12 protein-coding genes are annotated in these 13,985 nt (G+C 63.2%); 5 read left to right on the top strand and 7 right to left on the bottom strand.

Annotation, left to right across the window (positions count from 1 at the left end):
• Nucleotides 1–106: 106 nt before the first annotated feature.
• On the bottom strand, nucleotides 107–1,024 hold the full coding sequence (locus tag VCB98_RS08025; protein ID WP_346051516.1) for a MerR family transcriptional regulator: 918 nt from the start codon (nucleotides 1,022–1,024) through the stop codon (nucleotides 107–109).
• A 155-nt stretch (nucleotides 1,025–1,179) separates the two neighbouring features.
• On the opposite strand from VCB98_RS08025, the gene VCB98_RS08030 reads away from it, so the two are divergent.
• Nucleotides 1,180–1,851, top strand: coding sequence for an HAD family hydrolase (locus VCB98_RS08030; protein WP_346051518.1), 672 nt, complete (start codon nucleotides 1,180–1,182; stop codon nucleotides 1,849–1,851).
• Here VCB98_RS08030 and VCB98_RS08035 read toward each other — a convergent pair.
• The 5 genes from VCB98_RS08035 to VCB98_RS08055 all read right to left on the bottom strand — a co-directional run bounded on the left by VCB98_RS08035 (nucleotide 1,844) and on the right by VCB98_RS08055 (nucleotide 7,314).
• Nucleotides 1,844–3,181, bottom strand: a complete 1,338-nt coding sequence (locus VCB98_RS08035; protein WP_346051520.1) for an MFS transporter — start codon at nucleotides 3,179–3,181, stop codon at nucleotides 1,844–1,846. The genes VCB98_RS08030 and VCB98_RS08035 overlap by 8 nt on opposite strands.
• Nucleotides 3,174–4,403: a class I SAM-dependent methyltransferase gene (locus VCB98_RS08040; protein WP_346051521.1), complete on the bottom strand. Its 1,230-nt coding sequence runs from the start codon at nucleotides 4,401–4,403 to the stop codon at nucleotides 3,174–3,176. Before VCB98_RS08040 ends, VCB98_RS08035 begins: the two co-directional genes overlap by 8 nt.
• Complete coding sequence (locus VCB98_RS08045) at nucleotides 4,358–5,170, bottom strand: DUF1365 domain-containing protein (protein ID WP_346051523.1); 813 nt, start codon at nucleotides 5,168–5,170, stop codon at nucleotides 4,358–4,360. The genes VCB98_RS08040 and VCB98_RS08045 overlap by 46 nt, the downstream gene beginning before the upstream one ends.
• A 3-nt stretch (nucleotides 5,171–5,173) precedes the next feature.
• Complete coding sequence (locus VCB98_RS08050; RefSeq protein ID WP_346051526.1) at nucleotides 5,174–6,493, bottom strand: NAD(P)/FAD-dependent oxidoreductase; 1,320 nt, start codon at nucleotides 6,491–6,493, stop codon at nucleotides 5,174–5,176.
• Between the two features lie 161 nt (nucleotides 6,494–6,654).
• Nucleotides 6,655–7,314: an arylesterase gene (locus tag VCB98_RS08055; protein ID WP_346051528.1), complete on the bottom strand. Its 660-nt coding sequence runs from the start codon at nucleotides 7,312–7,314 to the stop codon at nucleotides 6,655–6,657.
• Here VCB98_RS08055 and VCB98_RS08060 point away from each other — a divergent pair.
• From VCB98_RS08060 to VCB98_RS08070, 3 genes are read left to right on the top strand one after another with little or no spacing between them, the layout of a single operon-like run.
• Nucleotides 7,295–7,999 carry an ABC transporter ATP-binding protein gene (locus tag VCB98_RS08060; protein ID WP_346051530.1) on the top strand — a complete coding sequence of 235 codons (705 nt, stop codon included), beginning with the start codon at nucleotides 7,295–7,297 and terminating at the stop codon, nucleotides 7,997–7,999. The genes VCB98_RS08055 and VCB98_RS08060 overlap by 20 nt on opposite strands.
• Nucleotides 7,996–10,503, top strand: coding sequence for an ABC transporter permease (locus VCB98_RS08065; RefSeq protein WP_346051532.1), 2,508 nt, complete (start codon nucleotides 7,996–7,998; stop codon nucleotides 10,501–10,503). Before VCB98_RS08060 ends, VCB98_RS08065 begins: the two co-directional genes overlap by 4 nt.
• Nucleotides 10,504–10,548: 45 nt before the next feature.
• Nucleotides 10,549–11,055, top strand: a complete 507-nt coding sequence (locus VCB98_RS08070) for a bis(5'-nucleosyl)-tetraphosphatase (protein WP_346051541.1) — start codon at nucleotides 10,549–10,551, stop codon at nucleotides 11,053–11,055.
• 632 nt (nucleotides 11,056–11,687) lie between these two features.
• Here VCB98_RS08070 and VCB98_RS08075 read toward each other — a convergent pair.
• Nucleotides 11,688–12,290: a DUF502 domain-containing protein gene (locus VCB98_RS08075; RefSeq protein WP_346051534.1), complete on the bottom strand. Its 603-nt coding sequence runs from the start codon at nucleotides 12,288–12,290 to the stop codon at nucleotides 11,688–11,690.
• Nucleotides 12,291–12,358: 68 nt separating this feature from the next.
• Between VCB98_RS08075 and VCB98_RS08080 the strand changes: the two genes are divergently transcribed.
• Complete coding sequence (locus tag VCB98_RS08080; RefSeq protein ID WP_346051537.1) at nucleotides 12,359–13,798, top strand: cryptochrome/photolyase family protein; 1,440 nt, start codon at nucleotides 12,359–12,361, stop codon at nucleotides 13,796–13,798.
• The last annotated feature ends 187 nt before the right edge of the window (nucleotides 13,799–13,985 follow it).

Raw genomic sequence — 13,985 nt, forward strand, 5'->3', positions numbered from 1 at the left:
GGTGCCCGGTCGCCTTCAGGCTCAACCGATGCGGAAAATTATCCGATAGGTATAGCATTCGCCCGCCTGCGGGAGCAAGGCGAGCGGCGGGAAGTGACTTGCAATCTCAGGCGACGCCAGCCCGGCCCCGTGCATCGAGGTGCTCGCGCATCAAGCGCAGACCGGTTTCAATCTCGTCACCGAGGAAGATGGCACCGGCGTCGGTGATCTTTTCGATGGCCTCATCGCTGAAGCGACCACCAACAAACACAGGAACCTTCACGGCTTCCACCAGGCTCACCAGAGACTGACTCAGGGTTTCCTCCGCCGGCTCGGTGGAGGATGACAGGACGACGGCGTCACCGCGCGACCGTGATACCGCGAGCGGAATTTCCTCCAGTGGCAGATTGGCCCCCAGCAAAACGGTGTCATAAGCGCGGGTACTGGCCGCCAGGGCGAACAAGAGCAGGCCAATCTCATGATACTGCTCCGGCAGGCAGGCCATCACCAGGCGACTGCCACCGATGTGTCGGGGACGATGATGAAAACGGGCGCCAAGCTTGTTTCGCAGGTAACAGCCGAAGAAATGCTCTTCCGCCACACTGCCTTCACCGCTTTCCCATCGGCGCCCGATCTCCTCCAACATGGGGACAACGAGAAGGCGGGTAACCACATTGACCGGATACAGGGCAAGGGCCTCATTGTAGACGTCTTCCAGGCTGGCCTCGTCGAAGGTCGCGATGGCCTTGATCATGTTGGCCCGATACTGCTGCCACTTGTCGTCGTGGGCTTCCGAGACATCTTGGCTCTGCTCCGTCTCCAGGGCACTGCGGACCTGGCCGATGGACATGCCCCGGTCCAGAAGGTCCAGGACGCGGCTGATCAGATCGATATCCTGGCGGCTGTAGAGACGATGGCCCTTGGGTGTCCGCTGTGGCTTTATCAGGCCATAGCGACGTTCCCAGGCTCGGAGGGTCACCGGGTTGACTCCCGTGAGGCGGGAGACGGTTCGGATCGGTACCAATTCCTTGCGCGGATCAACCATGGGCGGCAACCTTCTCAATGACGGTTTGGTCCAAGCACTGCCCTGGCGAGCATCCGGGCCGATCATGCGTGGATAAAGCTTGCCCAATATTATACATTGATAGTACATCCATTACAGCATTTTGACGAGCCGGCTGTCGCCACGGCCCACCGCCCATGACCCGTATCCAGGCCATCAGCTTTGACCTCGACGACACCCTTTGGCCGGTGGCGCCGGTCATTACCGCGGCGGAGCAGGCCGTGCACGATTTCTTCGCCAGCCAAGCCCCCACCGTCGCCGAACGCTTTGACGTGGCGGGGCTCCGGGACCTGAGAGTCTCGTTAGCCCGTGAGCTGCCCCACCTGGCCCATGATCTCAGTCTCATGCGCCGCCTGTCCCTGGAGCGGGCCTGCCAAATCAGCGGCGTGTCGACAGATCTCGCCGAACCGGCGTTCCAGGTGTTTTTCCAGGCCCGCAACCGGGTCGAGTGGTATCCGGATGTGGCTGCGACCCTGGGCCGCCTGGCCCAACGCTTTCCTTTGGTGGCCCTGACCAATGGCAACGCCGACCTCCAACTGACCGGGCTCGCCGAGTGGTTCCGCTTCTCCCTGTCCGCTATCGAGGTGGGCGCGGCCAAACCCGATCCTGCAATGTTTCATGCCGCCGCCGATCGTCTGGCTCTGGCGCCGGAACAGATCCTTCACGTTGGGGATGACCCAGGCTGTGACCTTGCCGGTGCCCACTCGGCCGGCTTTCAGGCAGTGTTGATTGATCGCCAGGGCCGACACAAGGGACTGGCGACGAAAGCCCCGGTGATCACTTCCCTGGAAGATCTGCCGGTCATCTAGGCCCGCCTCCCTTCTCCGGCTGCGCAGTGATGGCAGCCCGCAGTTCGGCCTGACGGTCGGCGTCCAGAGGAAAATGCCAGACCAGAGGAATCACCAATAGCTTGATCGCTGCCGGGGCTGCGGCATACAGCAAGGCGAGGGTGAGCAGTGCGCGCTCACTGTTGTCGGCGCCGGCCTCGAACCCGCTCAGTGCCAGCAGCGGCAAGGCAATGCCCGCGGCCAGGGCCCAGGCCAGCTTGGTGGCCATGTTCCAGAGCCCGAAATAGACCCCTGCCCGACCGCCACCGCCAGCAGCGCTGTCCTCGTCCACCACATCGGCCTGCATGGAAGCGGGAATGGCCTGGTCCACGCCCAGACTGAAGCCGGTCAGAATCGTGATGAACAGGAAGGGCAGGAAATCTCCCTCGCCCAAAAAAGGAACAAAGGCGAAGATGAACGCGGCCCAGGCCATGGACAGACACCACACCCGGTGCTTGCCCAGCCGCTTTGCCAGTCGCAGCCACAGCGGCAATGCCGCCACCGCCGACAGAAAATAGGCAATCAGTAACAGGCCGACGCGCTCATCCGCGCCCAGCACGTAAGTGGCGTAAAGAATGAACAGTGTGGCCGGCAGACCATTGGCCACGCCGTTGACCAGATAGGCAGCCAGCAAGCGCCGGAAGGGCCGATTCTCGATCAACAGCCGAATGCCCTGGCGCCAGGGGGCCGGGCGGGAAGTGGACAATCTTGGTTCGGGGACGCGCCAGATGAACAAGCCCAGAGCGAGCGGCAGCAGGCAGACCATGATCAGGGCCAACAACCACAGCCCCGTGTCCCGGCTCATGCCCGCCACTTCCACCGCGGCCGGCAGGATCACCGCCAACAGCGTCCCCAGGACCACAAAAGCCTCGCGGTAGACGGTCACCCGTGAGCGCTGGTGGTAATCGCCGGACAGCTCCGCACCGAGTGCCAGATAGGGCAGTTGCACCAGCGTCCAGCCCAGGTAGGCAAGCAGAGACCAGAACAGAAGATGGAAGACAGAGACGCCTTCAGGGGGCACCATCAGAAACCAGACGCCGACCATGAACAGAGGCGCCCCAAACACCATCCAGGGCTTGCGCCTCCCCCAGCGAGTGGGGCGGTAATCGGCCAGGACGCCCACCAGCGGGTCGGTTACCACATCCCAGATCCGGGCGGCCAGCAGGATGACACCCACCAGCGCCAGGGATAGACCGAGGCTTTCGTGATAGAAGGCCGGAATATAGATGTAGAGTGGCAAGCCCACGATTGCCAGAGGCAATCCGGGCAGGCCATAGGCCAATAGTGTGGCTGGCCGCGCAGACTCAGCCATTGCCGTCTGCAGCGGTGAGCACGGTCTGCATCAGATTGATCTTGCCGTTGCTGAAGCCGGCTTCGCAGTAGGCCAGGTAGTAATGCCACATGCGGATGAAACGCTCATCAAAGCCCTGCTTGCGGACATCATCTTCGACCCGGGAAAAACCTTCTGCCCACTGTCGCAGGGTTCTGGCGTAGTCTTCTCCGAAAAAATCACGTTTGCGGGTTTCAAGGCCGGCTTCGGAGGCATCGCTCTGGAAACGGCTCGGCGATGGCAGCACACCCCCCGGGAAAATGTATTCACGAATAAAATCAGTATCCCGCCGGTAGGCGTCAAAATGCTGCTCATCAATGGTGATCACCTGGATGACGGCCCGTCCCCCCGGCTTGAGACGTTTGGCCAGTGTCCGAAAGTACACCGGCCAGTAGGCTTCTCCCACCGCCTCGAACATTTCAATCGAGACGATGTGATCGAATTGCCCGGCGACATCACGATAATCCTGTAAACGGACATCCACTTTTTCGGACAGACCCGCCTCTGCGACCCGGGCCCGCGCAATCTCATACTGAGCCGGGGACAGGGTCAGCGCCGTCACCCGACAGTCACGTTCTCTGGCTGCATGGATGGCGAAGCTGCCCCAGCCGCAGCCAATCTCCAGGATGTGGTCACCGGCACTCGCGCCGCTCAGGGACAACAGGCGCTGGTACTTGTTGAATTGGGCCGTTTCCAGATCGTCTGACGGCGACAGGAACAGACCTGAAGAATAGGTCATGCTCGGATCCAGCCACAGGCGATAGAAATCATTGCCCAGATCATAGTGATAACGGATATTTCGTCGACTACCGCTGCGGTTGTTGCGCAGCAGCAGGACCTGACGCAGCGAGCGAAGCCAACGCATGGCCGCCCTGCCACGTTGCAGGGCCTTGAAGCCATCCAGGTTCAAGTCCAGACAGCGAAGCAGGGCCGGCAGATCCGGGCTGGTCCATTCACCCGCCATCCAGGCTTCGGCAAAGCCCAGGTCGCCACCGGACATCAGGCGCTTGAACATGGCCGTATCGCGAATGAGCAGGACCCCATGGGGTCCGGCAACGGGCCCCGAAAAAAGCTGTGGTGCCATGCCCGGCAAATGGATCTCCAGGCTGCCCTGCTGAAGACGGCGGGCTGCCGCCAACAGCAGGCGAACAGGCAGACTCAGTCTTGCCGATGCGTGGGCTTGAGCGGACTTGCTTGCGGACATGTCAGACTTACCTCCTGGTCCGGTGGCGAGGGCTTGCGATAAAAGGGAAAGCACCTCAACCAGAGTTTCAGAGCCTGCCAATGGATCAGGCTGATGATCTTGAGCCCCTGCAGGGGCACGCCGAGCGCCTGGCGAAGCAGGGAAGCATCCATCAACGGGCGGCGCTTGCCCGTCCAGCAGGCCGACATCTGGTACTGCCCCGCTGCATCCCAGCCAGTGTCGACTCGCACCAGCATCTGTTTGTCCGGGATGCGAAGGCGGAATCGGTAGTGGGCATCCATGGTCGCAAAGGGCGAGACATGAAAGGCCTTGGGTGCAGTCCAGGCAGGGGGGTGCCTGCTGGAATCATTGTTCATGGGCAGCAGGTACTGATGCTTTTCACCAAAGGTGTTGCGCACCTCCAGGATCACGGCAATCAAACGCTCATCGGCTGCATGGCAATACCACACGGCCAATGGGCTGAAGCCGTATCCCAGGACCCGGGGAAAGCAAAGCAGGCGGATGGGGCCATCCGCTTCAAGTCCGGCCGTCGCCAGAACCCGGGCGATCCAGCGCCGCAGGTCCGAGCCATCCTGGGGGCCGTGGTCGCGATCATGGAAGGACAGCAGATTGAATCGATTGCGCGAGAAGAAGCGCAGGTCACGATCCAGAAAATCCAGCTCGTCAATGTCCAGCAACAGGCTGAAGACCCGGTAACGGAAGCGATAGCTTCCCGGCTGCCGCCGCTGATGCATCACCTGACCGGTATAGAGACAGGAAGCGCCCATGATTCACGCCTCCTCTCCCGCCAACTGCAGGGGGTGGGCATGAACGGCTGCGCCGTGCCGCTGCTGCCAGGGCGCTTGAGTTCCCAGGGCATTGGCAACGGCAATACCGGAACGAATGCCATCTTCGTGGAAACCATTGGCCGTCCAGGCCCCGCAGAACCAGACCCTGTCCGTTCCCTGCACATTGGGTAAAGCCTGTTGCGCCTGGATGGCAGCCAAGTCGAACACGGGATGCTCGTATTCCATACGCTGCCAGGTCAGCGCGGGGTCGGGGCGTTGCCGGGGATTGAGGGTGACGAAATAATCCCTGCTCGCATCCAGCGGCTGAAGCCGATTCATCCAGTAGCTCACCGCGACTTTCCGGTCACTCGCCCCCTCACGGTCGGCAAGGTAGTTCCAGGACGACCAGACCCGACGACGCTTCGGCATTAACTGCGGGTCACTGTGCAGCCAGGCGGTGTTGTTCTGAAAGGAAAAGGCGGCCAGCACATCACGCTCCCGGGGCTGGGCATCCTTGAGCATGGCCAGGGCCTGATCCCCATGACAGGCCAATATGACCTGATCGTATTCCGCCTGCCCACCCCGGGCATCATCCACGAGCACACCCGCGGAACGGCGTCTGACCGCTGTCACGGCTACGCCGGCCATGGCCCGGTCACCCAACTCGGCCAGTACCCGCTGGACATATTCCCGACTGCCGCCCAGCACGGTTTTCCAGCGCGGCCGGTCGGCGACCTGTAGCAGATAGTGATTGCGAAAAAAGGCCAGAAAGCTGCGGGCAGGAAACTCGAGTATTCGTGCCATGGGGGCCGACCAGATGGCAGCGCCCATGGGAAGCAGGTAACGCTCGCTGAGTTCCCGGGCGAAACCCTGCTGCTTGAGAAACGCCCCCAAGGACAGGGATGTCTGCTCGCCGCTATCCAGCCATTCCGCGGCGATTCGATTGAAGCGCACGATCTCGCGAATCATGCGCCAATGACTGGGCCGAAGGATATTGGCGGGCTGGGCGAAGAGACTGGCCAGACCGTCACCGGCGTATTCCAGCTGGCCCTGCCCCAATGAGGCCGAGAAGGACATGTCACTGTCGTGGACCGGTACGCCCAGCTCGCGGAAAAAGGCATTTAGGTGGGGATAGTTGGGCTCGTTGAAGACGATGAAACCGGTGTCAACGGGAATCTGGCGACGACCTTCCCGCAGCAATACGGTATTGCTGTGTCCGCCGAAGCGATCACTGGCTTCATAGAGCTGTACCTCGTGCTCCCGCGAGAGCAGCCAGGCGCAGGACAGGCCGGCGATGCCCGAGCCGATGACAGCAATCCGCATTGCAGTTCCTCCTGGGGAGCCTGATATTCTCCGCCAAGAGTTATACACTTCTTCTTAACAGTGCACAAGTATTGTATTGTTTTATCCGCGTCCCCGGATGGAGGGGGTCGATCGGCTCCTGGCCGGTCGGGACTGGCATGCCCTGAAGCCCGCGACCGGCCCTATTCCCGCGCCGAATGGGTCAGCAGGGGAATCAAGGCAGGCCAGAGATTGTCGAGAATGACGGGCTGGGCATCGGCGGTGGGATGGATACCATCGGGCTGCATGAGATCCTCGCGCTCACCAACGCCTGCCAGGATCCGCGGCACCAGCGCCACCTGGTGCGTCTCGGCAAGCTCGGCATACATGGCAGCGAAGGCCTCAATATAAGGGCGTCCATAATTGGGCGGCAGACGGACACCGGCGAGCAGGACCTGGGCACCCGCCGCCTGACTGACCTCTATCATGGCCGCCAGATTGGCTTGGGCCTCGCCCAGGTCGAGCCCGCGCAGGCCGTCATTGCCGCCCAACTGAATGATCACCACCGAGGGCTGCTGCTCTTCCAAGGCCCGGGGCAGGCGGGCTCGGCCACTGCGGGTGGTGTCGCCACTGATGGCGGCATTGACCACTGCCCGGTCATGACCGTGCTCCCGCATGCGCTCGGCCAGCAGACTGACCCAGCCGCGGCCACGCTCGAAACCGTAATCGGCGCTGAGGCTGTCGCCGATCACCAGAACCGGCCCTGGCCGGGTATCATCATGGCGGCTATCCGCTTCGGCGGTTACCGTACTTGCCCAGGGCAGCAATAGGAGAACAACAACAATGGCAGAAAGTCGCGACACGGCAATGCTCCGGGCTGAAGGTCTGGTCAAGCAGGTTAGCAGCCCAGGCGGGCCGCTCACCATTGTCGATCAAGTCAGTCTCAGTGTTGCGCCGGGTGAAAGCCTGGCCATCGTTGGCGCTTCCGGGTCGGGCAAGAGCACCCTCCTGGGCCTGCTGGCCGGCCTGGATTTGCCCACCCGGGGGCGGGTGTATCTCGGCGAGGACTGCCTGACCGACCTGGACGAAGACGGTCGGGCCGCTGTTCGGGCCCGCCAGGTCGGATTCGTCTTCCAGTCCTTTCACCTGTTGCCCGGCCTGACCGCCCTCGAAAACGTCATGCTGCCGCTGGAACTCAACGGCCACCCACGGCCCCGGGAAGTCGCCCAGGCTGCCCTGGAACGGGTCGGGCTGGCGGCCCGTTCGGGCCATTATCCGCGCCAGCTCTCCGGCGGTGAGCAGCAGCGGGTCGCCATCGCCCGCGCCTATGCTCCCGGCCCGGCACTGCTGTTCGCCGATGAACCAACCGGTAATCTGGACAACCATACCGGGGAAAAAATCCGCGACTTGATCTTTGACCTCAACGCCGCCGAGGGCACCACGCTGGTCCTGGTCACCCATGACCAGCGCCTGGCAGCACGTTGTGAACGGCGAATCGGTCTGGACGACGGCCGCCTGGTGAGCGCCGACGAGGAGGCCACGGCATGAGCCGAAGCCTGCTTGCCAGTGGCTCGCTGGGACTGCGCCTGCTGCGCCGGGAATGGCACGGTGGCGAGCTGGCGGTTCTGCTGTTGGCCCTGACCCTGGCGGTCACGGCGATCAGTGCCGTGGGCTTTTTCACCGACCGGGTGGGCGCGGCGATGGAACGCCGGGCGGCGGAGGTTCTGGCTGCCGATGTGGTCCTGCGGAGCCGGGCCCCTCTCCCCGACCGGTTCGAAGCCCGCGCGAAAGAAACCGGGCTGAAAACGGCCGCCACGGTCACCCTGCCGACCGTGGTGGCCGGAGAAGAGCGGACCCAGCTGATTGACCTGCGTGCGGTGGACCCGGCCTATCCACTGCGGGGAGAGATTCAGGTTGCCGATGCGCCCTTCAGGCCTGGCCGACCGGTCGAGTCTCTGATCGAGCTCGGTGAAGCCTGGGTGGATGCCCGGGTGCTGGCCCGACTCGATCTCGCAGTGGGTGATGCCCTGACCTTGGGCGACCATGAACTGCGTATCAGCCAGGTACTGGCGGGTCTCCCGGATGAGGGCATTGGCTTTGCCGATGTGGCCCCGGCGGTGCTGGTCCATTCCGATGAGCTGTCTGCCACGGGCCTGGCCCGGGAAGGCAGCCGCGTCACCCACCGCCTGCTGGTGGCCGGGGACCGGGCGGCAATCCGCAACTGGCGGCAATGGGCCGAGTCCGAGCTGGAAGAGGGCCAGAGCCTGCAGGATGTGAGCGAGAGTCGACAGGAGATCGGTGCCGCCATCACCCGGGCGGAAAGCTTCCTCGGCCTCGCCGCCCTGGTGAGTGTGCTGGTGGCGGCGGTGGCCGTTGCCCTCTCCGCCCGTGAATGGGCCCGCCGTCGACTGGATGCGGTGGCGGTCATGAAGACTCTCGGTGCCGGCCAGGGCAAGGTCCTTGGTCTGTACCTGAGTCAGCTGCTCAGCATCGGCCTGGTGGGTGGGGGACTGGGTCTGGCCGGTGGCTGGCTGGCGCAATGGGGGCTGGTGGCCATACTGGGCGGCCTGCTGGGCGAGACCCTGCCCGCCGCCGAACCCATGGGACCGGTCATGACCGGTCTGGGGACTTCCCTGGTACTGCTGCTGGGCTTTGCCCTACCCCCCCTGCTGAAGCTGCGTCGCACCCCGCCCGCCCGGGTGCTGCGACGGGAGAGCGGACCGCCGGAAGTCGGTGCCTGGCTGGTCTATGGCCTGGCATTGGCTGCCATCAGCATCCTGATCCTGAGTCAGGCACGCGATCTGGGCCTGGCGCTGCAACTCTTGCTGGTCGGTGGTGCCACCCTGGCCCTGCTGCTGGCCGGTGGCCTGCTTGTCATCACCCTGGTGCGGCGACTTGGCGGCCGTTTTGGTTCGGCCTGGCGTCAGGGCCTGGGGAATCTGGCCCGCTATCCGGGCCGCAGTCTTGCCCTGATCACCGCAGTTGGCCTGGGGCTGATGGTGTTGACGCTGCTGAGTACGGTGCGCGGTGACTTGCTGGACGGCTGGCGGGCCACACTGCCCGAGGATGCCGCCAACCACTTTCTCATCAATATCCAGCCGGACGAACGGAAAGGGGTGATGGAGGCCCTGGATGAACTGGGGGCGCGCAATCAGACATTCAGCCCGCTCATCCGCGGCCGCCTGGTGGCCATCAACGGCGAGGATGTTGACGATCTGACCCTGCCGACCGAGCGGGGCCGACGCTTCGTTCAGAGAGATGCCAACCTCAGCTGGATGGATACCCTGCAGGCGGACAATCGGGTCGTTGCCGGTGACTGGTGGGATGGGTCCGAGCACGGCGAGGCCTTGGTCTCCCTGGAGGAGGATATCGCCGAGGCCCTGGGGGTCGGTCTGGGCGACCGGCTGAGCTATCGCATCGGCGGCCGGGAAGTGGAACTGGAAATCAGCAATCTTCGCAGTGTGCGCTGGGACTCCTTCAACACCAACTTTTTCGTGGTCACCCCGCCCGGGACCCTGGAAGACGCTCCACTGACCTGGATCGCCAGTGTCTATCTGCCGGAGGAGGCCCGGGGCCGGCTGACCGCCCTGGTACGCGATTACCCCAGCGTCACCATCATTGACGTTGAGAGCATCCTGGCGCAGGTCCGGCAGATCATGGACCGGGCCTCGCTGGCGGTTGAATACGTCTTCGCCTTTACCCTGCTGGCCGGGCTGATCGTTCTGTTTGCGGCCGTGCAGGCCTCTCGCGACCAGCGACGTTTCGAGAGCGCCCTGGTGCGCGCACTGGGCGGGCGCCGGCGGCATGTCTACGCCACCGTGGTGACGGAGTTCGGCAGTGCCGGCGCCCTCGCCGGCCTGCTCGCGGGGCTGGGGGCGGCCCTGGGGGGATGGCTGATGGCCGAGCGCGTGTTTGAGCTCAGCTATCAGCCGCCACTGTGGTTGCTGCCGGCAGTGATGGGGGCCGGGGCTTTGTTGCTGGCGGTGGCCGGCTGGGTCGCCAGCCGACGGGTCGTGACCCGCTCTGCCCTGCTGGTCTTGCGAGAGGAATAGAAGCATCACCGATAAGCAATCGGCGATCAGCGCTATACTGTGCATATGACGACACACGGCGACCCACTTTCCGCAGGCATCGTAATCATCCGGGAGACCGGGAAGGGGCGCCGCTATCTCCTGCTGCGGGCCTGGAATCATTGGGATTTTCCCAAGGGCAAGGTGGAAGAGGGTGAGACGCCCATGGAGGCGGCCTTGCGGGAGGTCGCGGAAGAGACGACGATCACGGAGCTGCGCTTTGACTGGGGCGAGGTATACCGTGAAACGGGGCCCTACAATCGGGGCAAGATCGCCCGCTACTATCTGGCCCGCACTGATACCGAGAATGTCCACTTGCCGGTGGTCCCGGAGCTGGGACGACCGGAGCATGCGGAGTATCGCTGGGTGGATATGGAGGAGGCCTGGGAGCTGAGCTCTCCGCGAGTACGTCAGATTCTGCGCTGGGTCGCCAAGGAAACCGGTGACCGTCTCCCCCGCGCCGCCCGCCGAGGCCCCGGCCGCCGACCCCGGCGCCGACGTCGATCCGGTCCGGACCGGGGGGCGTCCGGGTAGGTTTCTATTTGAATGCGGCGGCTTGGTGAGGCCGGCTCCGATTGATGTGGTGCCCTTCGATGCCGGTGACGGGGGTCGTTCCGGCCTTGGTGCCGGCAGACGTTTGCAAGGACGCCGTGAAGCCATCCCTGGGGGCTCTGCACGCGACATCCTGTCGCTCACAGCCTTGCAAACGCCTGCCGGCACCAAGGCCTACCTTTTTTGGCGGTCACCTGGGCCGTGCCAATGAAGAGTTTGGTTCAGTCTTATCTCTTGGTGCCATCTGGAGGCTTTTAATCGCGGCTGAAGCCGCTCCCACGGTGCCTATAGCCTATGCCGGAGCCGCTGTGGGAGCGGCTTTAGCCGCGATCGCACCAGCCGAATCGAAGCCAATCTGCTCGGATATCAGAATACGCCTCCAGCATGCACGGCCAAGGTATCCTCCATCTAGAGTTGGTCCAGGTCCCGGTGGCCTTGCTCAAGGCTGTGGGAGCCAGGGTGAGGCATGACTGATGGTCCGGTGGACCATCGCAGTTTGCCGAACGCCCGCACAGGGATGTGCGGGCTGGACCGGAACATCACCGGTCACCGGCGCCGGAGGGCCCTACACTCACTAAGGCCCATAGCCATTAGCTCACCAGGGTCACAAGCCGTCACCCAAGATCATCCTTCTTGACCGACATCCCTGCCGTCAGCGCCATCCGCATGGCATCTTCCATGGACATGTCCACCGCGCGAACACGGGAGCGGGGAAGGAAAAAAGTGTAGCCACCGACCTGATAGCTCATGGGCATGTAAACCGCGATGCGATCTTCGCCGCCCACGCCATCCGGCAGGCCGTCAAAATCCTCACGGGTCACAAAGCCCAGCAACTCCACTTCAGGGTCAGGCCCGGGCCGCACCATGACGACCTTGTCAAAACTGTTTTTCTTGTCGCTGGTTACAAACTGGACCAGGTCCCTGAAGGCACCGTAAACGGTCTTGAGCAAGGGAATGCGGTCCATGATCGCGCCGCCAAAACCAAACAGTCGTCGGACGGGTTCGGTCCGGGTCAGCAGGCCGACCGCGAAGACAAGACCAATGGCCAGGACCACTCCCGTACCCGGGATGTAGTATTCATCCGGCAGGACCATCCGCACCAGGCTGCCCAGCCCGCGCTCGGCACTGAACAGCAGCCACAAGGCCAACCACAAGGTAACCACGGCCGGCAGCAAGGCGGCGAGACCCGCCAGAAATATGCGCCCCAGTTCACGCATGCACGATCTCCCTAATGAGTGCTCAACTTCGTGCTACGGTAGCAGATTCAGCCCAACGACGATGGAATATGAAAACCGTACTGTTCTGGTTCCGCCGCGACCTGAGACTGAGTGACAACCCGGCATTGCGTGCTGCATTGAATGCCGCCGACAGGGTGGTGCCGGTCTATATCCATTCTCCGCACGAGGAAGGTGACTGGGGCCCTGGCGGTGCCAGCCGCTGGTGGCTGATGAAAAGCCTGGCCAGGCTGGACCGACGCCTGCGGGATCACGATAGCCGACTGATCATTCGCCAGGGCGATGCCCTGGATTGTCTGCACTCACTGCTGGCGAGCACGGCCGCGGAGGCGGTATTCTGGAATCGACTTTACGAGCCCGCGGTAGTGGAGAGGGATCGAAAGATCAAGGAGTGGCTGAAGCAGCAGGGCTACCATGCGGAAAGCCACAACGGTGCCCTCCTCGTCGAGCCCTGGGAGCTGCGCACGGGCAAGGGTGAGCCATACCGGGTTTTCACGCCCTTCTGGCGGGCCCTGTCCAAACGCGATGAACCGGACAGCCCCTTGCAGAAGCCACGTACTCTGCGTCCTACCGCACAGTGGCCATCTTCACTGGCTCTCGATGAATTAAAGCTACTGTCGGGAATCGGCTGGGAAGACAAACTGGAAACACACTGGCAGCCGGGAGAAGCAGGTGCCGGTGATGCCATGGATCGTTTTCTTGATCAGGCACTGGTCGATTACAAGACCGCTCGCGATTTGCCGGACGTGAGCGGCACCTCGCGGCTATCGCCCCATCTGCACTTTGGTGAAATCAGTCCCCGCCAGGCATGGCACCGGGTGCGTTCGCGCATGGCCGGCCAGGCGGCAGTGGAGGAAGGGGGCTGGACCTGGCTGCGTGAACTTGGCTGGCGGGAGTTTGCCCATCATGTCTTGTTCGAGTTTCCCCACACGCCGGATCAACCCCTGTATTCCCGCTGGCAGGATTTCCCATGGCGCAAAAACCATGAGGCCTTTGTGCTTGCCTGGCAGCGCGGCGAGACCGGTTATCCCATCGTTGACGCAGGCATGAGAGAGCTGTGGGAAACCGGCTACATGCATAACCGGGTGCGGATGATAGCCGCCTCCGTCCTGGTGAAGAACATCCGTGCACCCTGGCTGTCGGGGGCAAAGTGGTTCTGGGATACGCTGGTGGATGCGGATCTGGCCAACAACACCATGGGTTGGCAATGGTCGGCTGGCTGCGGTGCTGATGCGGCGCCGTATTTTCGTATCTTCAATCCTTTCACCCAGAGCCGGCGCTTTGACCCGGAGGGACGATATCTTCGCCGCTGGCTGCCGGAGTTGAGCAAGCTTCCCGACCGGGACCTGCATGCCCCCCATGAAGCCGCCGACGGCATCCTTCACCATGCCGGCCTGCGACTGGACCGAGACTATCCCCGGCCCATCGTCGACTACAAAAGCTCCCGCGAGGAGGCACTGGCGGCTGCCCGGGCGGTGGCTTCAGCGTGAGTAGAGGGTCGTTTGGCGGTTGGAGGGTCGGCAGCGACAGAGTTCGGTTCTTTTAGGGAACCTCTGATCTGCGTCAGACCCTGCGATGACGGTGACGGGTTGCGTTCCGGCCTATGTGCCGACAGGACTTTCCAAGGACGCTGTGAATACATCCCTGTACGCTCTGGGTTCGGCCGGGAGGCTGCGT

The sequence above is a fragment of the Natronospira elongata genome (genome assembly GCF_034931365.1).
Taxonomy (GTDB): domain Bacteria; phylum Pseudomonadota; class Gammaproteobacteria; order Natronospirales; family Natronospiraceae; genus Natronospira; species Natronospira elongata.